We start from the raw sequence: 26,789 nt of genomic DNA, 5'->3' as shown, positions 1-26,789 counted from the left end.
GCAAGTGACACAACTCAACCCAAGGCAGAAACAAGCCGTTCATTATATTGATGGACCTTGTTTGGTATTAGCCGGTGCTGGTAGTGGTAAGACCAGTGTGATTACCCGAAAAATCGCCTATTTAATAGAAGAGTGCCAAATTGCTGCGCGCAATATTGCCGCTTTGACCTTTACCAACAAAGCCGCGCGCGAAATGAAGGAACGTGCGACCAAATTGGTAAAAGGCAGCGCGGCAAAAGGTTTGACGGTTTCGACGTTTCACAACCTGGGGTTGAACATCATTCGCCGCGAATACCGTGCACTTGGCTTTAAGCCAGGGTTTTCCATCTTCGACAGTGAAGATGCACGCGCACTGCTAAAAGAATTAATGCTAAAAGATGGCGATCTCGATACCGATCTTTTGGATTTAACTCAGCACCAGATTTCGAATTGGAAAAATGACCAAGTCGTACCTGGAACAGCATTAAGCAAGGCCGAGAGCGAAGGTGAACAGCGCATGGCCATTGTTTACGAACGCTACAATCAGGCGTTGCGCGCCTACAATGCGGTTGATTTCGACGACTTAATTTTGGTGCCGGTGCAGTTGTTTGCCGAAAATGCCGATGTCCTCGCCCACTGGCAGAAAAAAATTCGCTATCTGCTCGTCGACGAATATCAGGACACCAATAACGCTCAGTATTTATTGGTTAAGCAATTGATTGGCGATCGCGGTTCGCTCACGGTAGTGGGCGATGATGACCAGTCAATTTACGCTTGGCGCGGGGCTCGACCGGAAAATATGAGTCAATTAAAAGTTGATTTTCCGAGCTTAGAGGTGATCAAGCTGGAGCAAAATTACCGCTCGACTCAACGAATTCTGAAAACCGCGAACCACCTAATTGCCAACAATCCCCACGAATTCGAGAAAACGCTGTGGAGCGATAAATCCATTGGTGAACCGATTCGGATTATTCAGTGTTCCAACGAAGAGGCCGAAGCCGAACGCGTCGCCAACGAAATTGTGGCGCAAAAGCTTCAGCGGCAAGCGAAATTCCACGATTTTGCCGTGTTGTATCGAAGTAACCATCAAGCGCGGCTCGTAGAATTAAAATTACAGCATCACCAAATTCCCTACGCGATGAGCGGCGGCACCTCGTTTTTTGCTCGCACCGAAATTAAAGACGTGATGGCGTATTTGCGCTTGGTGATCAATCCCGATGACGACAACGCCTTTTTGCGCATTATTAATACGCCGCGCCGACAAATCGGAACCAGCACCTTAGAGGCGTTGGGCCGCTACGCTACGGAGCGCGAAATCAGCTTGTTCACCGCTTGCGATGAATTGGGTCTGCAGTCGCACATTCCTGAAAAGCCTTTGGAAAGAGTTAAGCGGTTTTGCCACTGGATTTTAAAAATCAGTGAGCGTTCTGAAACCGACGAAGCCATGCCTGCCATTCGTGAAATGGTCGACGATATCGATTACGAAGCCTGGCTTCATCAAAACGCCAGCTCCAGTAAAGTGGCGGAGCGTCGAATGGAAAACGTGTATTACCTGTTGGACTCCATCGGTAAAATGTTAAATCCAGAAGACCCAGCCCGAGAACCCAGTTCCTTAAAAGACGCCATCAGCAAATTGGTGTTGATGGATTTATTGGATCGCCAAGAGGAAGAAGAAACTCTGGATCAAGTACAAATGCTGACGCTGCACGCTTCTAAAGGTTTGGAATTTCCCCACGTCTTTATTGTGGGTCTTGAAGAAGAGATTTTGCCTCACCGCAACAGCATTGAGGACGAAAATATCGAAGAAGAGCGACGTCTGGCGTATGTGGGAATTACTCGGGCGCAGAGAAGCTTAACTCTATTACTGGCCAACAAACGCAAACAATACGGTGAAGTGATTGAAACCAGCGAAAGTCGATTTTTAGCTGAATTACCGGAAGGCGATGTTGAGCGCGAAGGATTTGGTCAAAGCACGCCAGAAAACAATCAGAAAAAAGGCCAAGAAACGCTCAGTAATTTAATGGCAATGTTTGATGATGATCCTAATTAATGAACAAAGAGTTCTATAAAGCAGGTTAATTATTTCTGTCGATTAATAAAAAACGCCCGCAAATGCGGGCGTTTTTTATGCGGTAACGATTAACCTTCTGAAGATTCTTCTTCTGGTGCGTCACCGATGTTGAGCAATTCAACTTCGAAAATCAACGTAGCGTTTGGACCAATCAAGCCGCCAGTGCCGCCTGGGCCGTAGGCTAGATCTGATGGGATGTACAATTCCCATTTTGAGCCTTCAGACATCAATTGAAGTGCTTCAGTCCAACCAGAGATCACCTGGTTAACACCAAAGGTTGCTGGAGAACCGCGACCGTATGAGCTGTCGAATTCGCTGCCATCAATTAAAGTACCGCGGTAGTGAACGGTAACCTTGTCGGTTGGGCCAGGTTTTGCGCCAGTACCTTCGGTAACAACTTTGTACTGAAGACCACTTTCGGTGGTGGTGATGCCTTCTTTTTCACTGTTTGCCGCTAAGAATTCTTCGCCTTCTTTAGCGTTTGCTTCGGCTGCAACGCGCGCAGCTTCGGCGGCTTCAGCTTGTTGTGCTTGAAGTCGTGCGGTCATTTTTTCGCGCAGTTCTTCCATGGTTACACGCATCTCATCGTCGGTCATTTTCGGATCAGATTCCGATTGCGAGTCTTCAAGTGCTTGAACCAATGCAGCCATATCCAACTGGATTTCGTCGCTTTCAAATTGGCGACCAATGTTTAAGCCAACGACGTAACTGACTTTTTGCTCAAATGTTTCAAGAGCAAACGGTGCTTTTTCTTCTTCTTTAACTGGCTTGTCACCAGCACAAGCCATCAACAAAGCCGAGCTGGCTACAACGCTGGCTAATAATTTTAACTTCATGTTTTTTACCTTTACTTTTAATTGTGAAAGCTGCGTTTGGTTCATTACTTACATTGGTATGCCTAATTTTGAAAAAGTAATAGGCGTTTATGCCAACGCTGTCAAAAAAACGCTTATCCAAAATTCGACCAAATCAGTAATGATTGTCTTGTCGAATGGGTGGTTATCAGACCACAAATGTCAGTTTCTGCTCAACCCGAATCCAAAATTAATGTGCGATATATCCGATACGTTACCAAATTACCGGTCGAATACGGTCAATTGGTAATTCTCAAACGAATGCTAGCCTCGCCAAATGGTCAATAAATATTGGTACAAACGACCGAGTTCTGAGAGTCACGTTTTTGAACGTGACTTTAGCCTGTTCTGGTGACGAATAAATGTCGTGGATATTCATCGTCGATTGACGCAAAACGGGAATTCTATACTGCATTTTGTGTCAGTATATTTCGCCGATTATTAGAATTGTTAACTTTTTGTCAGAATCCGCCTGGCAATGTCACCCTAATAAACGGGGTTTGTGTAATTTTGACAAATTTCTTACTGATATTGAGATCCGTTACCACCGGGATCGTGCAGCTGATTTGAATGAGCTACCGCCGTTAATACTCAAAAAGAATTAATTAAGTGCATTTACCGCTAATGCGCATTTATGTTGGCATGAATAAGTTGGTGCAAGAATGGCTTTTGAGTGATCCGCTTGGGCGTCAATACCACAAACATTCTTATTTTTTGTATTAAATTTTCGACGCATTTAATTTCCCAAATACTTCTTTTAACGATGTGCCCTAGATAATGTCTTAAGAAGGCATCGTAGATAACGTCAAAATTACTCAGTGCGATCTAAATTTTCCGCAGCGCTGTGGAATTGGCAATTAATGAATACGATGACTTATAAATCATCACCGTCGTGGTTGCGCTGGAAGCCACGTGTATCAAGGCTTGGCGGGAATTCTCTATCTTTTATTACTCGTGGGCAGTCGAGTTATTTCGATTAAACGTATTTACGTTTCAAAGGCAAAATTGCATCAGAAAAAGCTAAGGTGCGCTATTTCGGAGTTAATTCGAGGTTTCTATAGATGTCGCTGATGTCTAATTTGAGTAAGGAATTTGCCGGAAATCGGTACACCCAAACAACGGCAGTAACCGTTAAATTGACTAATATCGATCCAATGGTGGGCAACGGTCGAATAAATTCGTTAAAATTACCAGTAAGGGATTTGGTGTATTTTCCGTTTTTAGTTTAAATACACTACAAAATTCTCTGTGTTTAAATGTATATTGATAATTAATCGTGAAGTATCAGTCAAAGAATTGAATTTTTTTTATTATTCTTCTTCGAAAACATACATTTTTTAAAAAAACAGAGTTATTATAATTTTGCTACGTTAAAAATTTCACCACTCTCATTTACAGGACAATCACATGGCCGCCCGAAAGAAAACCGTAGTTTCTATTGCGGATCTTGAAAAGCAAATTGCCAAGGTCAGCGAAGATCTCAATAAAGCCCGTCAGAAAAAAATCAGTGATGCTGAAAAGGAGTTGGAGCGAGCTAATAAAGCTGTCAGTTCTGCAAAGAAAAAACTAGATGCGTCCAAGGCTAAAGTAAAAGCAGCTAAAGCGCCAAAAACCGCCGCGCAAATAGCTCGTGCTGAAAAAGCCAAAGAAGCAGTTAGCGTAGCTCAAGACGTCTTTAATGAGGCGAAAGAAGTTCTCGCTACTCTTAAAGAGAAAGTTCGTGATGCCAAAGCGGAATTAAAAGAAATTACCGCGGTATCAAAAGCTATTGCTGCTGAAACTAAAAAATTAGGTCTTTCCACAGCCCCGACTAAAACTCGCGGCCGTCCTAAAGCGACTGCTACCAAGGCCGCAGCGCCTAAGAAGCGTGGTCGCCCTAAGGCTGCTGCAGCAACCGCTGAAGAAGAATCTGCACCGGCGCCAAAGCGTCGCGGTCGCCCTAAAGCTGCTGCGAAAGCCGCAGATGAAGCAGCACCAGCACCGAAAAAACGCGGTCGTCCAAAGGCTGCTGCCAAGGCCGTAGAAGCTGATGCTCCTGCTGCGCCGAAAAAGCGCGGTCGCCCTAAGACTAAAGTTGAAGCTCCAGAAGCTGATGCCGCTCCAAAGCGTCGCGGTCGACCTAAAAAAGTCGTAGAGCCAGAAGCTCAAGTTGAGGCGGCGCCGAAAAAACGCGGTCGTCCTAAAGCGGCAGCAAAAACCGAAGACACCGCCGCTGCTGAAAAGCCCGCTCCCAAAAAACGGGGCAGAAAACCAAAGGCCGTGGTCGAAGTAGATTCCAGTGAATCAACCTCAGTACAAGCGCCTTTATTTTCTACTCCTAACCCTTCTGATGAAGGCGGGAAAAAAAAAGAAGAAGCGGAAGTACCAACTGAAGCCGAAAGCACCGAAAGTTCTACAGAAACGGTCGCCCCCTTCTCGACTAACCCGGCAGACGAAGTTGAAACAACAGCGGCAAACGAAGAAGAAGTTGCCGTTGAAGCAGTTGCCGAGCTTGCCGATACAGAAGAAAGCGAAAGTTCAGAAGAAGAAAGTGTTGCCGAAGCTCAGCCCGAATCCGAAAACGTGGTAAAGAGCTTGTTTGATGCGCCCTCTAGTTAATGGGCTAAATTGAACAAAGGTTCACCAATAAAAAACGGAGTCTAGGCTCCGTTTTTTATTGCCCAAAATTTCTCTATTTCTCGCCGTTGTTTGCTTCTAACCTCTTCCTCATTATTACTGCCTTCTGATCAGAGGGCCCTAAATCAATAGGGATCGCGCCTGCTCGAAATAGGTGTGCGGCAACTGCCAATGATTACCCAATAAATCGAATAGATTAGCGTGGGCTTTATCCGTTGATGAATCGACGCTCTTTTTTGTGTATCCAAATAATAACGCTTGTTGGAATTGCTCCGAGGCCAATTCCAGTTTCAGAATTCTCGCGCGTAAGTATTTTGCTTGTTCTGAAACGGATGAATCATTTTTTTCGAATTCTTTCACAAGCAATTTCTGATAACGCCTTAATGAGCGAATCTCTTCGGTTTTGGTAACCCAAGGTTGAATCCATTGTTCGACAGCTGGCCATTGGTTTTCAGGCAAACGCAGTTGTTGTTTATCTAACCAAGCCGCCCAAAGAACCATATTCACATTCACGCCGTGTTGATCTTGCATGGCGAGTACCAGCGTTTGTACCTCAGGCTTTGCGTAAACCGCGAGCGAAAATTGCCAAAATGGGTTGTCGAGGTTAACTGCGTTACTGTTTTGATTGATCATGTCTGTATTGAAAAACGCTTTTGCGAAGCAGTGGGAGTGGCTGTAATAGCCCAGTATAATCGAGTCATTGATTTCTGAATTATTGTTAATGACATCGCAGCGAGTGTGAACCTATATCCTCGTTGCTTCAAAGAGTACAATGCGCCGCCATGATTACTTTAAACGAAATTAGTTTACAGCGCGGGGCTAAAATCCTGCTGGAACAAGCCAGTTTACGAATTTACCCAGGCCACAAAATTGGTGTTATTGGCGCCAACGGCAGCGGTAAATCCAGCCTATTTAAGTTGTTGCTCAACGAGTTACAGGTCGACGCCGGAGACTGCTTAATCCCATCCGATTGGCGCATTGCCCATATGGCCCAGGAGACCGGCGCCAGTGCTCGCAGTGCTCGCGATTATGTCATTGATGGCGATAAGTCGTTGCGTGCTGTTGAAGCGGCAATTGCCGAAAACGGCGGAGACGATGGTGAAGCCCTTGCAAAACTCTACGCTCAATTTGAAGAACTGGGCGGCTACACCGCAGAGCAAAAGGCGGGAAAATTATTAGATGGTCTCGGTTTTCTCATCAGTGATTACGACCGCCCTGTCAGCGATTTTAGTGGTGGTTGGCGAATTCGTTTGAATCTTGCCCAAGCGCTCATGAGCCCTTCCGATTTATTACTGTTGGACGAACCCACCAACCACTTGGATTTGGATACCACAGTATGGTTGGAATCTTGGTTACAAAATTACCAAGGCACCCTGTTAATCATTTCCCATGACCGCGATTTCCTCGACAACGTTGTTTCCGAAGTCGTGAATTATGAAGCCAAAAAGCTTATCTCATACACCGGCAACTACAGCGCGTTTGAAAAACAAAAAGCCCAGCGACTAGCGCAACAACAGCAAGCTTTTGAGAAACAACAAGAACGCCGCGCTGAAATCGAAAACTTTGTCCGCCGCTTTCGTGCTAAAGCCACCAAAGCCAAGCAAGCGCAAAGTCGTTTGAAAGAATTGCAGCGCATGGAAGACATAGCTCCGGCGCATGTGGATTCTCCGTTTCATTTTTCGATTCCGTGCAGCGACAAAGTCTCCGTTCCTTTATTAAGTTTGAGCCAGGTTGATTTGGGTTACGGCGATAACACGCTGCTGAAAAACATCAATTTAACCATTGATGCCGACACTCGCTTAGGTTTGCTCGGCGCCAACGGCGCGGGTAAATCAACGCTTATTAAATCCTTGGCCGGGGATTTAGCGCCGCTTGTGGGGGGGCGCACCGAAGGTGAGCATCTCGCGATTGGCTACTTTAACCAGCATCAGTTGGAAGTGTTGGATATGGACGCGTCTTGTGCGTTGCATATTCAGCGAATATCACCGAAAGCGCGTGAGCAAGAAATTCGCAACTTTTTGGGCAGTTTTGGTTTTATCGGCGATCGTGCACTTGAGCCTATTCAACATTTTTCTGGGGGCGAGAAAGCACGCTTGGCGTTGGCCATTATTGCTTGGCAAAAACCCAACCTATTGTTGCTCGATGAACCGACCAACCATTTGGATTTGGAAGTTCGTCACGCGTTAACCGTTGCCCTGCAACAATTTGCCGGTGCAGTGATTGTGATTTCCCATGATCGCCATCTATTAAAAAACTCCGTTGATGAATTCTTGTTAGTCCACGATGGCAAAGTGGAGCCTTTTGATGGCAGCTTAGGCGATTATCAGCGCTGGTTGGCGGAGGCGAAAAAGGCCAAACCCGACAGTGCCAATGCGCCGAGCCAACGTGGGTCAGACAACGACAAAGTCGATAAAAAAGAACAGCGACAAAAAGCGGCGGCCAAACGTGAGCAATTAAAGCCGTTAACCCAAAAGCTGAAAAAGCTTGAACGGGAAATCGAAAAGCTGCAAACCAAGCTGGCTGACATCGAAGAAAAGCTTGCTGATACCAGTCTTTATGAAGGTAATGAATCCGCTGATCTTTTACAGGAATTACTCAAGGATCAAGCGAAGTATCGCGGTGATATTGAAACTCAAGAAGAGCAGTGGTTGGAAGTCAGTGAAGCGCTGGAAGAATTAAGCTAGGAGAGATAAACGGTAAGGTGGTGTTGGCTTGAACGAAGTTGTCATTCAAGCCAAACCAGATCAATCGGGCGATTGATTACTTGCTGTTATTGACCATATGTTCGATAGCAGCACGAATTTCATCTTCTGAACAATCTAGGCAAAGACCTTTTGGTGGCATTGCATTGATACCGTTCCAGGCGTTGTCGAACATAGCGCTGTCGCCCTGTGCGATACGTGGTGCCCAATCGGCAGCATTACCAATTCTTGGTGCGCCAGATACGCCTGCGGTGTGGCAAGTCGTACATTTGGTGTCAAAAACTTCCTGACCACTGCGAGGACCAGCGGCAACTGGAGCAGCCGGCGCTGCGGCACAAGGGTCACCTGACATACAAAGCTCGCCCACAGGAGCAATACGCTCTTTGATTCCTTCGGCAACTTCATCTGCGTGGCTGATAGATACGCCTAACAAAGTGGCAACTGCCAGGGTGAACAAAGCATTTTTTGCAGTGATTAGCTTACTAACTACCGGCTTGATTGTGTCTAGCATCACGATTTCCCTCATGCACTTTTAGGGTTGTACTTTTTAATTGGGGCGGGATTATAACCACAAACCTCCGAGGGGTGAAAATTAATCGGATAAAGCCCGACTAAAATATAGTCTTGTTCGTTTAGTTTTGATCTATTTTAAGACAATTTCACATTTCGATTGAAAGTTGACCCCACAATTCCCCCAAATTGGTCAGCCATCAAATCCGGATTTGATTCGATAGAGTGATTGTGTCGCCGCTGATTTACGGGTTGATACGAGCGTCCGGCGCGCTTGGTTCTTGGGTGGTTGTTTGGGTTGCTTGGTTGTGGATTAAGTAGCGAGTGAAGTCTTCGGCGGAAACCGGTTTTGAGTAGTAATAACCCTGAACGCAGGCGCAGTTTAAGGATTGTAAAATATTGAGTTGATCTTCCGTCTCGACCCCTTCGGCAACCAAGCGCAATTGCAGACTTTCGGCCATAGCGACAATTGCTTTCACGATGGATAAATCCGAGGCCGATGACGGTAAATCCTCAATAAACGAGCGGTCAATTTTTAATTCATCAATGGGGAAGCGTTTTAGATAGCTTAATGATGAATAGCCTGTGCCAAAATCATCGATCGAAATTTCTACGCCAAAATCTTTGATCACGTTGAGCTTTTCGATCAGCGTTTCAGCATCACCCATCAAGGTGCTTTCGGTAATTTCTATTGTGATTTTGTTTAGGTTAACGTTGTTGGTCTGTTTTGCTTTTAAGAGATTGTTTAAAAAATTAGGCTCATAAAATTGCGGCGCAGAAACATTAACTGCCATCGATAAATGCGAAAACCCTTGGTGATGCCAAATCGATAACTGCTTGCACGCTTGATTGAAGGCCCATTCGCCAATGGGCACAATCAAGCCGTTTTCCTCAGCCATAGAAATAAACACTTCTGGGGACGATACGTTCAGACCAAATCGGCGCCAGCGCAGTAGTGCTTCCGCTCCTATGACCTTACCGTTACTGGGATCCACTTTGGGTTGATAAACCAGCGCGAATTCGTTGTTCTCCAGTGCTTTCCTAAGTGCGGTGTCTAGGCTGAGGCGCTTTTTGTCATTGGTATCAATGTCGGCCGAATAAAACTTGTACAGGTTACCGCCTTGTTTGCGCGCGTAAGCGGAAGCAGCGCTGGCCGATTTAATCAGCTGATTAGGGCTTTCCCCATCTCTGGGATAAAAAGCGATGCCGATCGATACGCAAGCAAATATTTCGTGATCATCGACCACGTATTTGTGCGACAAGCTGCGATTAATTTTCTCCGCCAGTTGGGCGCAGCAGTCGGGCTCGCACGACGGCAGCATCAGTGAAAACTCATCCGGCGCAGTCCGAGCCAGCATGCGAGTTAAATCCGTTATCCCCAACCGTTCGGTAATATCCGCCGACTGGCACGTTGCCGCCAAATTTTCCGCTACCGCCGATAACAGCTCATCGGCAATTAACGGTCCCAATGTGTTGTGAACCCGACGGTGCTGATCGAGGCAAATGGTAAAAATAGACAGCGATTGAGATTTGTTATTGCTGACAATGTGGGTAAGGCGTTGAATAAACAGCTGCCGATTTGGCAAACAGGTTAGTGGATCGTAATACGTTAATTGGGTTTGATACGCTCGCACTGTCAAACAATTGCGCACGCGCAATACCAATTCACTGGGGTCGACCGGTTTCGCCAAAAAATCGGTGGCGCCGAGTTCGAGCGCGCGCAATTTTGTTTGGGCGTCGGTTGATGACGTTAAAACGATCACAGGCAGATATTGAAACTGCGAGTGTTTGCGCAGTTGAGTGAGAATTTCAAACCCAGACACCTTGGGCATCACAAGGTCCAGAAGAACGATATCAACGGGATGGTTTTTTATGGTGTCTATGGCTGCCTCGGATTGAGTCAGCGACATAATATTGTTGAAGCCTTTGTCTTCTAAGTACAACTGAATAAAGTCCGTGACCAGCGCTTCGTCGTCTACCAATAAAAACAGAGAATCGTAGATTCGTTCTATTAAATCTTTATTGAGCAGTTTTGCGAATTGATCGGTCATTGCGTTAACGTAGATTCCTGGCTGCGGCTACACATGTTTTGATGGCTAATATTTGCTGTTTTAAGCGTCGGCACTGGCCGGTAACTGAATCCGGCGGCGCAGACTTTTTATTTGCTTAACTGCGTGTTCAATGGCCGGAGCGTTAGTGCCTTCTCCGGCGAGTTGTTCTAAGTTATTGGCGCTATCACTGAATTCATAAAAGCCTGCGGTGCCTGCTGATCCTTTTAATGCGTGTGCTATTTCTGAAATTTTTTCGTACTGTTTTTCGACAACGGAAAGATCCAGCTCTGCCATTTGCCCATCCAGGCGATCAACCCAACGTTTCACAATGGGGAAAAATCGGGGATCTTCGGCTAATGGTGAAAAAATAGGAGCATTTGCCGTTGTATTTCTTGTTGTTTGACTACTGATTGTTTGATGACCGGCTGTTTGACTGTCGAATGTTTGTGTCGTTGAAGTTGTATCGCTGGGTATTGCTTTATGAGCGTTACCTGGTACGTATTTTTTTAATGTATTTAATAATTTATTAATAACGATAGGTTTTGATAAGTAATCAGTATAGCCCGCCTTTAAGCATTTATCGGCTGTGCCCGCCATTGCATGAGCAGTGAGCGCGATAATGGGTTTGTTCCACTGCTGCGCGCGCAGTTTTTTAACCACGGTAAATCCGTCCATTTTGGGCATTTGCACATCCAACAAAATTACCTCTGGCTCTGTGACGGCAACTTGTTTTAACGCCTCAATGCCGTCGCAGGCGGTGACCACTTCTAGTCCTGCGTCTTCGAGCACAATAGTCAGTAGTTCTCGGTTTTCATCGCCATCATCAACTACTAATATTCGTGTGGGTTCAAATTGCCAGTGTTCGGCTTGTTCACTGATGGGTGTGTTCGACTGTTTAAGTTCGTCGATGGACAGCAAATTGGCGTGGAATTTTTTGATCGGTAAAATTAATCGAAACGTACTGCCGACGCCCAAAATACTTTTGCAATCGAGTTTGCCACCAAAGGCTTCGGCAAAGTGTTTACTAATACTCAAGCCTAACCCCGTGCCACCGAATTCACGTGTTATGGAACTGTCGGCTTGCACGAAGGGCGAAAAAATATGATCAACTTGATGCTGTGTCATGCCGATGCCTGAGTCTTCAACATCAATTTCTAAGGCGTAACCTTTTGCGGTTTTCCGCCAGTGACTGGCAACCACCACCCGGCCTTTGTGGGTAAATTTAATTGCGTTGCCGACCAGATTGGTAATGATCTGCCGCACCCTTGCTGGGTCTGACTCAACCGTTTGCGGCATGGGTGTGCGAGGTTGATAAACTAACTGTAAACCTTTTTCTTCGGCTTTCACCGAAAGCACCTGTATGACTTCTGCGATCATTAAATGAATGCTGCACTCAATACTTTCCAATTCGAGCTTGCCGGATTCGACTTTGGATAAATCCAAAATATCGTTGATTAAATTCAATAAATGATGGCTAGAGCTGGCAATGGTATTTAAGTAATGCTCGGCGTTGTCGGCGAGTTTTTCATTCCCGGAATCTTGGTAGGAGCGCAGCAAAACTTCTGTGAACCCCATAATCGCGTTCATGGGGGTGCGAATCTCGTGGCTCATGTTGGCGAGAAAATCACTTTTGGCTTGGTTGGCTTGCTCGGCTAACCGTTTAGACGCTTGCAGCTCCATTTCTTTTTGCTCAAGAAGCGTGATGTCGTCGAGGCTAACCAAAACTCCGCCAACGGAATTTTCGGTGTTTAAAACTGGAGAGCAACTGATTTGAAAAGAATATTTTTGGTTATTATCAATTAATAAATGCAAGCGTTGATTTTTGTAGCGTTCCCCTGTGGTTAACGTTTTTTGCCAAGGCAAATTTTGCTTGTCGATAGACTCGCCATTGAGCGAAAGCCAGTCGAACGTGGTTGCAGGTTTGCCGAGCAACGCTTTTGTTGGAATGTTTACCATATTAGTAAAGGCTTGATTCGCTAACACAATATTTTGTTTTGAATCGAGAACCAATAATCCTTCGGCAATGGTATCCAACGCGTTTTGCACCCGCTCAGGAATTGCCTGGGATGGGTCTAAGTCTTTTAAAATCCGTTGTAATAAAAAGCTGAACAGTAAAAAACTGAAAAACGAAATAAAAATAATTAATCCGTAAGAAGGCGGCAAATAAATGCCTAAAAAAGAATGATTAACTGGCTCAAATCGGAGTTCGAGTTGTCCCCAGTGATCGTTGTTTTTTTGTATGGGAATGGTTATTTGTGCAACGTTGTGGCCGTGGGAGTCTGTTTGGTTAGCAATGGTGGCGAACTGTGATTTATTATCGCTGCGAGGGTTTTCACCAGAAAGCTTTACAGTCGAATCAGATTCTATCACCCAGTGATCCGCGTGTTCTTCTACGTCAACTAACAATACGCCGTGTTTTGTTCTCAAACCTGCCGATAATAATGTGGCGTCGCGTTTCACTGAATAAGCTAACAGCGACTCCGATCGCTGAAATTCGGAGCGGGCCACATACAAAGAATTGGCCGCCGCCATAATTTCTCCGACCGTTTGCCTGGAATGCCAAATGGCTTCGTTCTCTTTTGGCATAATTCCGGTTAAACCAGACGTAATCAGCAACAGCGTAACAATGCTGGCTAATCCCAATGCGATTCTAACACTGACGGTATACTGTTTAAGCCATCGGTTTATCAGCATGTGTGCCTCCCGATGGCTGGTGGTTAGCATTGTCGCTGACCAAGGCTTCAAGACTTTGATCGTCGTCGTTTTGGCTGGTGTTGATTCCGGTGAGCACCGGCAGAGGATCAACAAATCGCCACGCAGGCAAGGCGCCTAAGGCGGTCGATAAAATAAAACCGCTGCGAATAATCCAAACGGTATAACCAATAGAAACACCGGCCGTTAATGTGGCAACGCCGTCCCAAATAATTTTACTTTTAATTTCTAAATTATGTATTTCTTGTGTCCACGGCTCATCTCCTTCAGATTCGTTCAGATAATTTAATAGATCGAACGAGTTTAAAACGCTATCGATGTTCAGGAAATTATCTTCGTGGTAGCTAATAAACGACGTTAATTCGGTTTTAAGGGCGTTAGCATTGAACAGCTCGCTAAAACTAGAAATTGGCGACGATGAATCGCCCAGAACCGACGCAAAGCTGGCTAAGCGCGCAGTGCTTAAATTCTGAAAATCAAAAATACCGTCGATGTCTGCCACTGAACCGCGTGAAATTGTGGTTGCACCAATGGTGACTGTTGCTTCTTCTGCTGGCGATTCATCCGAAGTGTTAGTGTCTATGGCATCGGATTCTGTGTTGTTACTGTTGTCGTCGTTGCTGTTGGATTGTTCTTCTGAATTAACCGCCGCCGTAATTTCTGCGCCTTCGTTATCGTCTGTATTTGCAGTTTCGGTATCAGACTCTAGAGCATCGTTGCCGGTGTTCGAATCTACCGCAGTAACCGGTTCCGACTCAGCACTGCTCGGCGTAGACACCGGGGTTGGGTCGTTTATTGGTGTAATAATCGGGTTCGGTTCCGGCGTGGCAACTTCTTCCTGCTCTGGGTTTTGGTCTTCCTCGTTGTTTGGTGTAACAACGGGCGTGTCTTCTTCGGGAGGAGGCTCGTTGTTGATGGGCTGTTCAGTTGGGTCTGGTTCAGTAGGATTTGGTTCAGTAGTGTCCGGTACTGTCGTGTCAGGTTCGGTATTGTCGGTTGGTGGTGTTGCTGGTGGTTCTTCTTCGATTGCGTTAACCAATAGCGAATCGCTCGTAATAGCTTCTAGTGTCCCTTGATTATCCAAGTAACTGATTTGCACCGACAGTGCGGTGTTTTCATCCAGCGAGGTGATGGTGTAATCAGATTCGGTGGCGTTATCAATGGTAATACCGTTTCTCAACCATTGATAAGTCAGTGTTCCAATTCCGTCGGGGTCCGACAACTGATTGGTGTTCGCACTTAAACGCTCACCGACGTTAGCGGTGCCGACAAGGTTAATTGTGCCGTCGGGCGAATCGTTCACACCGGTTATGGAATCGGTATTTTCACTAAACACACGTTCCACTGATCCGTTTGCGTCCATGTAATTCACTTCAACACTGACAATGGCGTTCACGTCTTGGTCGTCGAGTTGATAATGCTCCCCTACTGCACCAGAAATCGCTTCGCCATTGCGAAACCACTGGTAATTGAGCGTGCCGAGTCCGTCAGTGTCTGTGAGAGAAGCAGTAACGGCAGATAAGGTTTCGTCTTCTTGAGCGTTGCCAGAAATAAAGACATCACCAGTCACTGGATTATTAATGTTGGTGATGGCTGCTGTTGGCGCTGATGTCAGTGTTTCATCAAAGCCTTGCTGATCTGTGTAGGAAACTTGCACGTGAATGTTTGTGCCAACGTCGGTTTGCGACAGCGTGAAAGAAGCGTCTGTGGCGCCAGCAATTAATGTGTTATCTCGAAACCACTGATAACTGAACGCACCGAGCCCATCCGCATCGGAAACTGCGGATGTATCGGCCAATAACGTTTCATTCTCTGTTGGGTTGCCGGTTACCGAAACCGTGCCCGTGGGCGAATCATTAATGGCAGTAATGATTTCGGATTCGGAAGAAACGGTATTTTGGGTTTCTCCAGAACTGTTGGTGAATTCAATGTACACCGAAATTCGCGAGCCGACATCGGCGTCGTCTGCGGTGTACGTTGATTGGGTGGCGCCATCAATGGCCGAGCCGTCGCGCAACCACTGGTAGGTGGTATCCGTTGGTGTGAATGGATTGGTGGAGGAATCGGTGACATCCAAATTTACCGAAAAGGTCGAGTCTTCAATATTACTGCCCATTAAACTCGTGACGATGGTGTCGTCTGGCGTTGACGGTGAAGACACCAATGGCGACGCGGCACTGGCGGCGGATTCGCCCGTGCCTTGACCATCAACGTAAGAAACCTGCAATTGCAGTTCTGATCCCACATCGGAATTCATCACAACGTACTGGTTGCTGTTAGCTCCCGTTATTGGATTGCCATCGCGCAACCACTGGTAGTTTAATGTGCCCAGTGTGTCTCCATCTTGAAGTTGTGAAATGTCGGCGACAAGGGTTTGGCCAACGGTGGGAGTGCCAATGATATTAACGTTGCCTTGCGGCGTGTTGTTCACATTGGTAACCGCTGATGTGACATCACTAACGATGGTTTCTTCATTGCCGCTGCCATCGGTGTAGGTAATTTCTACCGAAATTTGTTGGCCGACATCAGGCTGGCTCAATTCATAAGTCGCGTCGCGACCATTACCTATCACTTCTCCGTTGCGTAACCATTGATAATTAAATGTGCCCAAACCATCGGCGTCGGCAAGCGTGGAGGTATCGACCGATAGGGTTTCTCCTTCGACAGTGCTACCAGCGATTGTAATTTCCCCAATGGGTGGTGCGTTTTCAGATTGAGAATCGAGCGTGCCGGTAAAAAAACCAAAGGCATTAATGGTCGAATCGGTAAGATTAATATCGCCACCTTCAAAGATAATTGAATCAACACTGGCGACAAGATCCGAACCAGATTCACTTAACGAAAAACTGATTAAATCGGTAGTGGCGGTTGTTAAATTACTGCCGCCGTTAGGAAAATCTCCGGTGCCAGTGAATGAAACGACAAGTGTGCCAGCAGTAAGTTGTGATGAACCAAAAGTAACGGTTTGTTCGATAAATTCCAGTGAAGCAATTCCTGTATCTTCCGGTAAGCTGGTGCCGTCAATATTCAAATCGGTGAGCAGTGTGAGGGAATCTTCGGTGCCGAAATTTTCCGGCGTAATTACATAAACCGATGAGTCTTGTTGAAAGCCCACCAGTAAGCTTCCAGTCGTTAAGGTTTGGCCACCGATGACCACGTCTTGTTCAATAAGGCTCACCGCCGATACGGTATCGCCGCCGGTTAGAGTAATACCGAGTGCTTCTAATAAACCGGTTCTGGAATTGAGATCTGTAAGTAACTCATGAAAACTGCCGCTGGAAAAATCTCCGGCGGTGGTGGGCCGAAAAATAAATAAATCGTCTCGGTTAACCGACAACTCACCACCGTCGGTGCCGGTAAATGTGCGGTTTGTAGCCGTGGATAGAATTAAATCACCCGCTTGTAGATCGACCGCATTAGCACCAACGCCGAGGGTGATATCGTTACTGACAAAATGTGCTGCGTCTAAATCAACGCTGCCATTGGTAAACGACGAAAGATCGAGAACATTGGTTAGAAATGCCGACGAGTTTCCGGTTGCTTCGTCGGAAATAGTATCACCAGCGATTAATTCACTGGCTGTCAGAGATTCAGTGCTACCATCCTCACCAGTGAGTTCTGTTTGATTACTATTTGCTGATATTAATATCGCAGGCTCTGATGTTATTCCAGAAATCGCTTGTCTTGGCTGCAATAAATCCGGTTTGTCGGCTTCGCTCGGTGGTGCAGTTTTAGTAAGTTTGGTATTAATTTCTTCGATGGTTGTGGCAAGCTCAATTTTATCAGTGGCTTCTAATAATTTATCGGGATCAAATACCACAGCAGTATCTGCCGAAAACATCAACCGTGTTTCAACGGATTGCAATGGGCCGTGGTGCGATTCAGACAGTACGGAGTCCGAAAATCTCGACCACTGTTTTTTTAAGTGTTTCAACATAGTGCAACAACAATTTAAATTAATTATACAAATATTGAATGGTTATCTTGCGACTGATTTCACCGCGCTTTCCGATAAATGAATCAAACATTTTTGCCCAGCTAATATTTTAAAATCCGAATTCTCTAAAGTGAGTTCAATACCAAAGGTGCCACTGGCGGCATCGGCCATGGGATCAACACTTAGCACGTGGGCTTTCAATGGTGAATCGGGAGCTGATTCTGGAAAGACGTTGGCAATTTGCTCTGGTGTGATCGATGAATAAAATTGCAGTGGCACAATCACTTTTACTTTTAATGGATTGAGCTGTGCCAGCCGAACTACAGCTTGATCATCGACGTACTCACCAACATTTAAATAGGTTTTAGTCACGAAACCATCAATGGGGGAACGAATGGTTTTTTGTTCCAGCTGTTGCTTGGCACGTTCTAATTCTAACGCTCTAACATGTTGTAAATCTTGTGCTTGTTTGAGTCGCCATTTCGATAAATGGTATTCGCGATCGGCTTGATCCTTAGCGTCGAAAGAAACATTGTTGTTGCTGTATAAAGAATCAATTCGTTCTTTTCTGCGTAAATCGAATTTATGGTTCACTTTGTTAACGGAAATTTCCGAATTAATCTCGGCCCTTGCTAGGGCAAGCGTTACCGACGCCAGTTCAACATCCGAAATAAGATGAGCCACCACGTCGCCTTTTTCCAAATAGTCCGCGTGTTGCACCGAAACTTCTTTGAGTACCCCAGAAACCGGGCTTGATAATTCGATGGTTTGGTACGGGTTAATAACGCAATCGAGTGGAGGAATTTGACTTTGAGCCATCCCATTGTGGCAATAAAAAATAATCGCCAAAAAAATGACTGCGTTATTGGCCATCGTTTTTGTTAACGAACTTTCAATTCCCATAAGCTTTAATTCGAGTGTTCGGTAATAAATGTAGGTCTAATCATTATTAAACCAACAGTATTTGAAGAATAAAAATTCCCACCATTAAGGTTAGCATCGCTGGTGAATTTTTAGAGGAAATGATCGTATTAAATAGACGTGAAATAAGATTTTAGAGCATGTGATCTAAAAACCAGTTCGAAAAAATAAGGTGGCCGCGCTGGGCAATGGTGTATTGATTATGAAAAAATCGAACTTGCCATCGCTGAGGAATAACAGTTAATTCTTGATCAGTGGTGACTGATATTTTTACCACAAACCAAGAATCATCCGAAACCGTTTTTCCGTCGTGAGTTTTGGTTTCAATTCCGCCGTCGTATTTTGTGGTGAAGAGATCGGACGGTAAATCTTGTGTTGCTTTTGGAACGATGTTAACTATGTTGGCAGTAAACGGTCCGTCCATTAATGAAAGTGGTATGACTTCAATTGCTCGTAAATGATCTCTCACCGAGGCGAGATTTTGTTGGTGAACTAATACATCCAACAACATGTGACGCTTATTCACAACATTGGCGATACTTTCTCCTTGGGTAACGAATCGGCCTAGTAAACTGCCCGCGTTTTCTATTTCGAGTACACCCGAAATGTGAGAATAAGTGTGGCTGTTTTCAATTTTGTCATTAATAAGATTAAGTTCATTGCTTATATTTTCAATAGTTAAACCTTGAGTTTGCGCCGCAACAGAGTCAGAAAATAACAAAGATTGATACTTTATCTTTTCAGCGTTTAACATTGCCGTTTGTTGTTTATGTTCGGCTGTTAACGAAGGGTTGTTAAGACTAAATAGAAGGTCGCCCTGGCTCACAGTGCTTCCGGCTTCTAAGAAACTTTCTGCGATAAAACCGTCGCTGTTGGCTCGAACCCAATATTGATTGCGGTCTAGAACACCATTTACCACCGTTGATTGTTGGATGGGTATAAAAAATATAACCACTATAGCCAATGTGATTACGCTGCTGATCATGCTTAAAAAACGTGTTGTCTTGTGTTCGTGCTGTGCTCGAATAAATACTTTGAGTAGGTTTTTGATTCCGGGGATAAACCACTGGTTGGTTAAACCAAGAATAAACAACAAGAACCCCAGCCACCACAGTTGCGCCGTCACTAAGCGAATAATGACAATGAAGATCACTATTCGATAGATAAATGATGCAACCGCGTAGAGCAGTAAGAGTTTTGTTTCAGATCTATCGTGCCTGGGGGGAACGATGTTGCGAATGCCAAAAAACACCTTTTGTACCGTTTGAGATAACAGCTGCCTTGAGCGAGTCGCTAAGTTGGGTAACTCTAACCAGTCACTGAGAATGTAATAGCCATCAAATCTCAGTAGTGGATTTGCGTTGAATAAAAGACTTGATGCAAAACCAATAAAAATTAGATTAAACAAAACAGATTTAATCCAATGGCTTGTGGCGTAGTGGTGTGAAAACCAACCGTCGTTCAAAACAACAAAGCCGACCAGCGCGATGGCGGCAATGGTCAGTTCGGTTAATATCCCAGCCGATGCCACCAACATACGGTGGCTCTTTTTTGTAAATCGTGCACTGGATGAAACATCAACATAAGGAATAGGAAAAAAAGCAAACATAACCAAGCCAAATTTTCCGGTATTGGCCCCCAGCTTTTTGGCGGTAATTCCGTGTGCGATTTCGTGTAATGCTTTCATTGGCAGGTACAACAATGCCAACAGTAGTAGATTATTGGGTTGTTGAAAGTCATTGTTGAAGTGATCGAGTAGTTCATCACTGTTGGCAATAGCCATGACGATAGCCATTAAAATAAAGACTATCGTTAATGTTAAGTATCCAGGTGTTAAAAAAGGCGTTAACCATTGGCTAATGGTGTGCAGTCTTTTATCGGAATCAAATAAAGGTATTTTTTGCGAAAATGGATTTCTAATCAGTTGAGATATTAAATTCGTGCGACCAATAGTCTTCTGATGAATGCTTTCAAGAATGGGAAGATTTCCCAGAACCAAACCGTATTGATAGAGTTTGATGATCTCTACCAGAGTGGCTTCTAGATGGTTTGGGTTTATTTCTGCGTTAGTGGTGAGAATCTGCTGTAGGGTTTTGTTTTCGTCTAATTGGACCAATATATTGTACGTCAATTCATTTACGTACAAACTGCTGCTGTTTAACTCGTCATAAATAATTGGCCAGGAATTGCCTCGATGTGTGTGTACCACTAATTTGGCAGTAGGTGATCGTTTGAAAACCGAGTTCAATAAATGCTGCTTTGTTACCTCTGACAATTTCACGGCAGAAGCCACCACAATTTAAATCGCAACCAGTTTAAGGGGCGGTGCAATAGAATCCAGCCAATGCTTTTTTTGCCCACGTGTATTTTGCCGATTCCCTCCATGCCGGGTGTAACTTCAGCGGGTTCGGAAAGTGTGCCTTTTACTCGGTAATACACCTGGTTATCTGATGCCTGTGCTATTGCTGCAATTTTTTCTATTTGAAAGTTTATGGCAGTATTTGGCTGAGACTTTAAATATAAGGCTCCCTGTTGTTGTTTATTAATGTGTCTAATGTCTGATTCTTTAATGTTAAGAATTAAGGTGTATTCGTTGGCGGGCGATATTTCAAATAACACATCGCCCTTGTTGACTGGCGAACCGTGTGATTGACTGAAATCCCCCTTTACGATAACCCCATCAAACGGTGCGGTGATGGATGTTCGGTTCAACTTTTGTTGCACTAAACTGATTTCGGCATCGGCTTGTTCAATTTTGGCAGAAGCGATTCTGACGTCGGCTTGATTGAATTCAGCGAGTGCTTTGCGATAGGTTTTTTCGTGTTCTGTTTTTACATTGTTTAAGCGTGCGTGCTCTAATTCCAAATCACTGCTGTCAATTTTAGCGATGAGAGCGCCTTTGTTAACTACATCTCCGGCTCTTGCGTGGCTTGACAGTAAAAAACCATCGATCGGTGATGCTAATGCTTGTTGGATTTTTCCTTCAATGGTGGCTTGGGCGTTTACGCGGTAATCCAAAGGAATAAACAACGCTAGCGTAAGAAAAACCGCAATCGATATTTTAAGTTGAGTCCAATGATTCGTTCTCACACGATTAAAGCGTGTAAATACACTCGGCAATAAAAATATCGATAACCTTTGTTTTAAGCTGGCTTTTTTGGCGATTTTATACAGTAACGGCCAAGATATTTTTTCAATAACATCGTCCAGCTCACGCTGTATTGCTTCATTGGTTTGTTGTTTATTGGCGTTCGAGAATAAACAACCACCTAGTCCACCAAGCGCCATTTGCTGTACTGTGCTTGCCACCAAATCGTTGGGTATTTCATCTGATTGCTGAGCGCCAATAATGTGATAATTATCGAGATAACGCTCAATGCTTTTTATATACGGATTGTGGCCGTCAAATTCTTTTTTGTTGGAAAAACCAATCACTTGAAATGTGGATCTTTTCTGGGTGACGTTAGGCTCGTCTAAATAAAACGCTATTACTACTTGGTCGACAGAAAAGTAATCAGCGATATGGGAGGCAATCAATCCGCTGATGGTGTTTGCATCATCGTGTTCATCAATAACGGTCAGCAGTTTTTTTAGGTGTTCTTGAACACGATGATTGGTTAACTGTGGTTGCTCAGAATTAACAGGTTCGATTGTGGGTTTTGATGGATATTTTTTTGATGAACATTGTTTTAAACACGACAGCCGTTGCTGGGTTTGGCTGTTGGTTAAATTACCTTTGAATAAAACAATTAAGATTTCATTGTCGTTTGGTTTCAAACTTAAAAAAGAAAAGTCGCAGCGCTCGCTATAAAATTTAACGGATTTGTGCGTGTTTTGCAGTTTGGCTGTGAGCGCCTTTAGGGTGTTTAAAATCACCAAGCGAGTCTGTGGCTCCAGCGTCTCTAAAGCCGGCTCTGGAAAGAAGGTTGTGATTTTAGCGCTAGTGCCTAGTTGATAATTGGTCGTTTGCTGATAAATAAATGCTGCCGAGCCTAATTCATCGTACAGCTTTTTTAGATTAGAGCCTGGCGCCGCGCTGGCGTTCTGTTTTGTGTTTAGGGTATCCCAGTGAGTAAGGTTGGTTTCTTTGATCATCAGGCTCATCCGCAACCGCCTGATTGGCGACAGGCTACATCATTAAGCCTAGCTGTTTCTAAAGTACCGGCAAGTGAGTCTGTGCCCTCAGGCTGGTTAATATCGCCTATCGAGAACACGGCCTGCCCAGCCCATTCGATGAAAAATCGTGGTATAAGTGCTTTAATCTATGAATATCCCTCATCATTTGGCTAGCAGAGAATTATGTTAGAGCGTACACATTTAGAAATTGTCCGCGCGGTATCGGAGGCCGGTACAGTCACCGAAGCGGCGAATCGACTGTGCTTGAGCCAATCTGCATTGAGTCACTCAATCAAAAAACTCGAGAGTTATTTGGGCGCGCCTATTTGGCGAAAAGAAGGCCGAAACCTGCGTTTTACGGAATCTGGCGTTTATCTGTTAAAGCTTGCCGAGCGCTTGTTGCCGCAAATTGAGTACGCCGAACAGCAGATGCGCGATGTGGCACTTGGCCAGCGGGGCAGTTTACGGATAGGTATGGAGTGTCACCCGTGTTATCGCTGGTTATTAACCGTGGTTGGGCCGTTTTTGTCGGATTGGCCCAATGTGGATGTGGACGTAAAACAGCGCTTTCAATTTGGCGGTATGGGCGCATTGTTCAACCATGAAATTGATTTGCTGGTCACGCCAGACCCGCTTAAAACCAAGGGCTTGGAGTTTGTTCCAGTATTCCCTTACGAACAGAAGCTGGCGGTTGCAGCCGATCACCGCTTGGCAGGTAGTGCTCACGTGTGTCCGTCGGATCTCACCAAAGAAACCCTCATTACCTACCCTGTTGCCGCGGATCGATTGGATATCTACAGCCAATTTTTATTGCCCGCGGACTGCCGCCCGAAACGGGTAAAAGCCATTGAGGCCACCGATATCATGTTGCAAATGGTCGCCGCCGGCCGCGGTGTGGCGGCTTTACCGGGGTGGTTGATTCAGCAGTACCAACCGCAGTTGGCCATTGTCGATCTGCGTTTGGGTGAAAAAGGCATTCACAAACACATTCACTTGGGGTTTCGCCAGGCCGACGCCGACATTGATTACCTCAGACAATTTGTCACCGATGCTAAAAACTCTCCCGAGCCGAGTTGCTAGGATTCCTGAAAGTGGCAAAGAAAAGTGGCATAGAAATGTGATCATTTTTGTTAAACGAAATTGATATAAGTTATGTCATAGATCGGAATGAAAATTACTACTAGTTGCCGCCGAGCGGCCATGAGTTTGAGCCAGCGTTAACGTAATCCGAAACCGCTGGTGTTGCTGTATGTTAGTAGGTGTATAGAAATGACTGAGACAAATACATGATTAGAACCCTTCTTCACAAAAGCCGACTGATCACATTGATTGCCATCGTTGCTGTTGTTATTGCTGGCTGTGCGGCGCAGACACAGTTAAATCGTCACTTCGAGTTTATGAAAACCCTTGAAGAAAACGAAAAGCTTGAGCCACATGTAATGACTGTGAACGATGATTTCGAATTGTATTACCGCCGTGTCGGTGAGCCAAAGCGCGCGGTGGTGGTGTGGATTCACGGCACGCCGGGTGCTTGGAATGACATCGGTAAATTAATGGTGAAAGAAGACTTTACCGATTCCACCTTATTTGTCTCAATCGACCGCCCGGGTTGGGGTCGATCTCAATACATTGATAACCCCCGTCTTGTTACGGATTTCACTCAAATTGCAGAATTAATTCGCCCGTTATTACACGAATTAAGAGAAGAAGCGCCGGATGTGCCATTAATTCTTGCCGGGCATTCCTGGGGCGGTTCGGTTGTTCCGGGTGTGGCTAAAGAATTCCCAGATTGCGTTGATGGTTTGGCGATATTTGCCGCTGGTCTCGATCCCGATTTAACCAAGCCGCGTTGGTACAATCGCTTTGCAAAAACCTATTTGGGCAAGCGTATTCTTGGTAAATCTATGTTGGACGCAAACGTTGAGATGTACGCGCTGTCGCCAGAAATGGAAGAGTTACTTCCGCATTGGCAAAATATTGAATTGCCAACGGTTGTTGTTCAAGGCATGAAAGACCCGTTGGTCAGCCCGAGAAATGCAGAGTTTGCCGAAGAAGTATTAAACCCAGAAAATTCCCACGTTTTAAAAATTGAAAAGCAAGACCATTTTTTACACATCAATGGTGTTGATTTAATCGAGCGCTGTTTATTGGCCGTTGCGGACAACGAATTACAAAACTGCCGAACTTAAATTTCACTTAACTCCAGCAACTTCTCATTAACAAATTGTAATTTTAGAACATAGAAAAGGAGCACTTTTTGTGCTCCTTTTTTTATTTTGAATACGCAGCTTCCAGATCGATTAAATTATGAGAGGCTAATGAAGTACGTCCTTCTTATATTGAATTTATCAATATCCTTAATTTTGTCTCGTTTGTCATTATGGAAGTTTAGGATTTAACCTTATTCCTAAATTTCTATTATCCGCCACCGATATTTTTCTTGTTGTCATTGAGGATTTGAAATTTGCCCCAATACAATAAAAGAACTATCCGTTCAGATTTCAAAATCATTACGAAAAAATAGACCATCAAAAGAAATGCGAGTAGTCAAATAGTTTTCCGAATCTAGTCTAAGATGATAAATACGTGTTAGGCGTTTTTTGCTGGTGTATTTATTGCCTTTGGAAATTTTAAAATTAAGTGAGTATTGCATTTTATATAAAAAATTTTAGTAAAGCTTTTTTATATATTTTAATGTTATTTACAAATAATTTTTTATGAATGGGCAAAATTGGTGCGTTATTTATAGAGTCACCAGTATTTGGATTAACTGTTATTCTATTGACTTATAAAAGTAACTAATAATTTAATGGTAGTGTGAGAATCCAATTCTTACGCCGTTAAATTACTACAACTATTAAAATTTGAATAACAACTAAAAATCCTATTTTTACATCTATTTCGGAGTTAATTTCTCAGTGAACACGTCAGCTCGCTTAAACGAGTTTTTTAAAATGGAATCTGCTGGGGGTATTTTGCTGATTGCCGGCGCTGCTCTTGCGTTGCTTTTTGCAAATACACCTTTGGATTTTGTGTATTTATTATTACTGGATACACCAGTTGAAGTTCGGGTATCAGAGTTATCCATTGCCAAACCTTTATTGTTATGGATTAACGATGGCTTGATGGCCATTTTCTTTTTGCTGGTTGGATTGGAGCTAAAAAGAGAAACGTTGGAAGGTGAGCTTTCCGATAAAAAGAATATTATTCTGCCAGGAGTTGGCGCCTTTGGTGGCATGGCCGTTCCTGCATTGGTTTACGTACTGTTTAACTGGGACGACCCAGGCGCCATTGTCGGCTGGGCAATTCCAGCGGCAACCGATATTGCTTTTGCGTTAGGCGTGCTTAGTTTATTGGGTAAATCCGTACCCACTGTGCTAAAAATATTTTTAACGTCGCTGGCCATTTTCGATGACATCGGCGCAATTATTATTATTGCAATATTTTACACCTCAAAAATATCGCTGATTTCTCTGGCGGTTGTTATGGTGTGTATCCCTATTCTCGCTGTGCTTAACAGCAAAAATGTTATGTCGCGATCACCGTATGTTGTTATCGGCGTGATTATGTGGATTGCGATGTTGAAGTCAGGCGTTCACGCAACCTTAACCGGTGTTATTTTGGCGCTGTTTATTCCACTAAAAAGTGAAACCGATCCAAAAATTACTCCGCTAAAAGACATGGAGCACGGCCTGCATCCGTGGGTGAGCTTTTTTGTTTTGCCAGTGTTTGCGTTTGCCAACGCGGGAATCGATTTTAGAAGTTTGACTTTTGACCAAGTTTTTCACGGCGTGCCTGTGGGTATTGCGGCAGGATTATTTATCGGTAAACAGGTGGGTATTTTTGGGTGCTGCTGGTTGTTTATCAAAATAAAAGGCATGGAACTGCCCAAAGGAATGTCGTGGACAGGGTTATACGGAACCGCCGTGCTGTGTGGTATCGGATTTACGATGAGTTTGTTTATCAGCTCCCTTGCGTTCGAAGAAAATGGCAACCAAGCCTTGTTTGATGAACGACTGGGTATTTTGGTCGGCTCATTGGCCTCCGGTATTCTCGGTTACTTTATCATCAAGCGGGACATTGTGAAGCGAAAGCTGAGCGAGGGTAAAACCGCAGTAACAGATAAAACCGTTTCCAGTCATCATTAATTTTTCAGTGTGAGTTTGAGATACCAAGCCTTTTGCTTGGTATCTCGTTTTAGCCTTCCTAGAGTCGTTTACTAAACACAATTTCTAGCCTGCTTTTGTTCTGATCCTTACTTTCTTACCTCTGCGTAATTCTTTTATAGCGCTTATTTTCAGTCAGTTGAATTCAACACAA

17 protein-coding genes are annotated in these 26,789 nt (G+C 44.5%); 7 read left to right on the top strand and 10 right to left on the bottom strand.

Features of this window, described 5'->3' with window-relative positions:
* The first annotated feature begins 4 nt into the window (after nt 1-4).
* Nucleotides 5-2,029: a DNA helicase Rep gene (rep, locus tag LU361_RS05980; protein WP_233087904.1), complete on the top strand. Its 2,025-nt coding sequence runs from the start codon at nt 5-7 to the stop codon at nt 2,027-2,029.
* Between the two features lie 89 nt (nt 2,030-2,118).
* Here the strand turns inward: rep and bamJ are convergent, their stop codons facing one another.
* Nucleotides 2,119-2,886 carry a BamJ family beta-barrel-assembly machinery protein gene (gene bamJ, locus LU361_RS05975; RefSeq protein WP_233087903.1) on the bottom strand — a complete coding sequence of 256 codons (768 nt, stop codon included), beginning with the start codon at nt 2,884-2,886 and terminating at the stop codon, nt 2,119-2,121.
* A gap of 619 nt (nt 2,887-3,505) precedes the next feature.
* Nucleotides 3,506-3,640, bottom strand: a complete 135-nt coding sequence (locus LU361_RS20115) for a hypothetical protein (RefSeq protein ID WP_286206431.1) — start codon at nt 3,638-3,640, stop codon at nt 3,506-3,508.
* 334 nt (nt 3,641-3,974) lie between these two features.
* On the opposite strand from LU361_RS20115, the gene LU361_RS05970 reads away from it, so the two are divergent.
* Both LU361_RS05970 and LU361_RS05965 read left to right on the top strand, forming a co-directional pair.
* Complete coding sequence (locus LU361_RS05970) at nt 3,975-4,133, top strand: hypothetical protein (RefSeq protein ID WP_233087902.1); 159 nt, start codon at nt 3,975-3,977, stop codon at nt 4,131-4,133.
* Nucleotides 4,134-4,311: 178 nt separating this feature from the next.
* Nucleotides 4,312-5,502, top strand: a complete 1,191-nt coding sequence (locus tag LU361_RS05965) for a hypothetical protein (RefSeq protein WP_233087901.1) — start codon at nt 4,312-4,314, stop codon at nt 5,500-5,502.
* Between the two features lie 138 nt (nt 5,503-5,640).
* Here the strand turns inward: LU361_RS05965 and LU361_RS05960 are convergent, their stop codons facing one another.
* The gene (locus LU361_RS05960) at nt 5,641-6,153 is read right to left on the bottom strand and encodes a TIGR02444 family protein (RefSeq protein ID WP_233087900.1); all 513 of its coding nucleotides are present in this window, start codon (nt 6,151-6,153) and stop codon (nt 5,641-5,643) included.
* 149 nt (nt 6,154-6,302) lie between these two features.
* Here LU361_RS05960 and abc-f point away from each other — a divergent pair, with 149 nt between their 5' ends.
* Entirely contained in the window at nt 6,303-8,204 is a 1,902-nt protein-coding gene (gene abc-f / locus LU361_RS05955) for a ribosomal protection-like ABC-F family protein (protein WP_233087899.1), read from the top strand.
* Between the two features lie 76 nt (nt 8,205-8,280).
* On the opposite strand, the gene LU361_RS05950 is transcribed toward abc-f, so the two are convergent.
* From LU361_RS05950 to LU361_RS05920, 7 genes are all read right to left on the bottom strand, one after another.
* Nucleotides 8,281-8,733: a c-type cytochrome gene (locus tag LU361_RS05950; protein ID WP_233087898.1), complete on the bottom strand. Its 453-nt coding sequence runs from the start codon at nt 8,731-8,733 to the stop codon at nt 8,281-8,283.
* A 244-nt stretch (nt 8,734-8,977) separates the two neighbouring features.
* Nucleotides 8,978-10,783 carry a GGDEF/EAL domain-containing response regulator gene (locus LU361_RS05945; protein WP_233087897.1) on the bottom strand — a complete coding sequence of 602 codons (1,806 nt, stop codon included), beginning with the start codon at nt 10,781-10,783 and terminating at the stop codon, nt 8,978-8,980.
* Between the two features lie 60 nt (nt 10,784-10,843).
* Nucleotides 10,844-13,477: a response regulator gene (locus LU361_RS05940; protein WP_233087896.1), complete on the bottom strand. Its 2,634-nt coding sequence runs from the start codon at nt 13,475-13,477 to the stop codon at nt 10,844-10,846.
* Nucleotides 13,455-17,432: a beta strand repeat-containing protein gene (locus tag LU361_RS05935; protein ID WP_233087895.1), complete on the bottom strand. Its 3,978-nt coding sequence runs from the start codon at nt 17,430-17,432 to the stop codon at nt 13,455-13,457. The genes LU361_RS05940 and LU361_RS05935 overlap by 23 nt, the downstream gene beginning before the upstream one ends.
* Before the next feature lie 42 nt (nt 17,433-17,474).
* Nucleotides 17,475-18,335: an efflux RND transporter periplasmic adaptor subunit gene (locus LU361_RS05930; RefSeq protein WP_233087894.1), complete on the bottom strand. Its 861-nt coding sequence runs from the start codon at nt 18,333-18,335 to the stop codon at nt 17,475-17,477.
* A 151-nt stretch (nt 18,336-18,486) separates the two neighbouring features.
* Complete coding sequence (locus tag LU361_RS05925) at nt 18,487-20,634, bottom strand: efflux RND transporter periplasmic adaptor subunit (protein ID WP_233087893.1); 2,148 nt, start codon at nt 20,632-20,634, stop codon at nt 18,487-18,489.
* On the bottom strand, nt 20,631-22,448 hold the full coding sequence (locus tag LU361_RS05920) for an efflux RND transporter periplasmic adaptor subunit (protein ID WP_233087892.1): 1,818 nt from the start codon (nt 22,446-22,448) through the stop codon (nt 20,631-20,633). The genes LU361_RS05925 and LU361_RS05920 overlap by 4 nt, the downstream gene beginning before the upstream one ends.
* Nucleotides 22,449-22,652: 204 nt before the next feature.
* Between LU361_RS05920 and LU361_RS05915 the strand changes: the two genes are divergently transcribed.
* The 3 genes from LU361_RS05915 (at nt 22,653) to nhaA (ending at nt 26,617) form a co-directional block, all read left to right on the top strand.
* Nucleotides 22,653-23,549, top strand: a complete 897-nt coding sequence (locus LU361_RS05915) for a LysR family transcriptional regulator (protein WP_233087891.1) — start codon at nt 22,653-22,655, stop codon at nt 23,547-23,549.
* A gap of 206 nt (nt 23,550-23,755) precedes the next feature.
* Nucleotides 23,756-24,658, top strand: coding sequence for an alpha/beta fold hydrolase (locus LU361_RS05910; RefSeq protein ID WP_233087890.1), 903 nt, complete (start codon nt 23,756-23,758; stop codon nt 24,656-24,658).
* 729 nt (nt 24,659-25,387) lie between these two features.
* On the top strand, nt 25,388-26,617 hold the full coding sequence (gene nhaA, locus LU361_RS05905; protein WP_233087889.1) for a Na+/H+ antiporter NhaA: 1,230 nt from the start codon (nt 25,388-25,390) through the stop codon (nt 26,615-26,617).
* The last annotated feature ends 172 nt before the right edge of the window (nt 26,618-26,789 follow it).

The organism is Sessilibacter corallicola (genome assembly GCF_021290925.1).
In the GTDB taxonomy this organism is placed as follows: domain Bacteria; phylum Pseudomonadota; class Gammaproteobacteria; order Pseudomonadales; family Cellvibrionaceae; genus Sessilibacter; species Sessilibacter corallicola.
The sequence above is the reverse complement of the archived record's forward strand: the minus strand, read 5'-3'. Positions and strand labels throughout refer to the sequence as shown.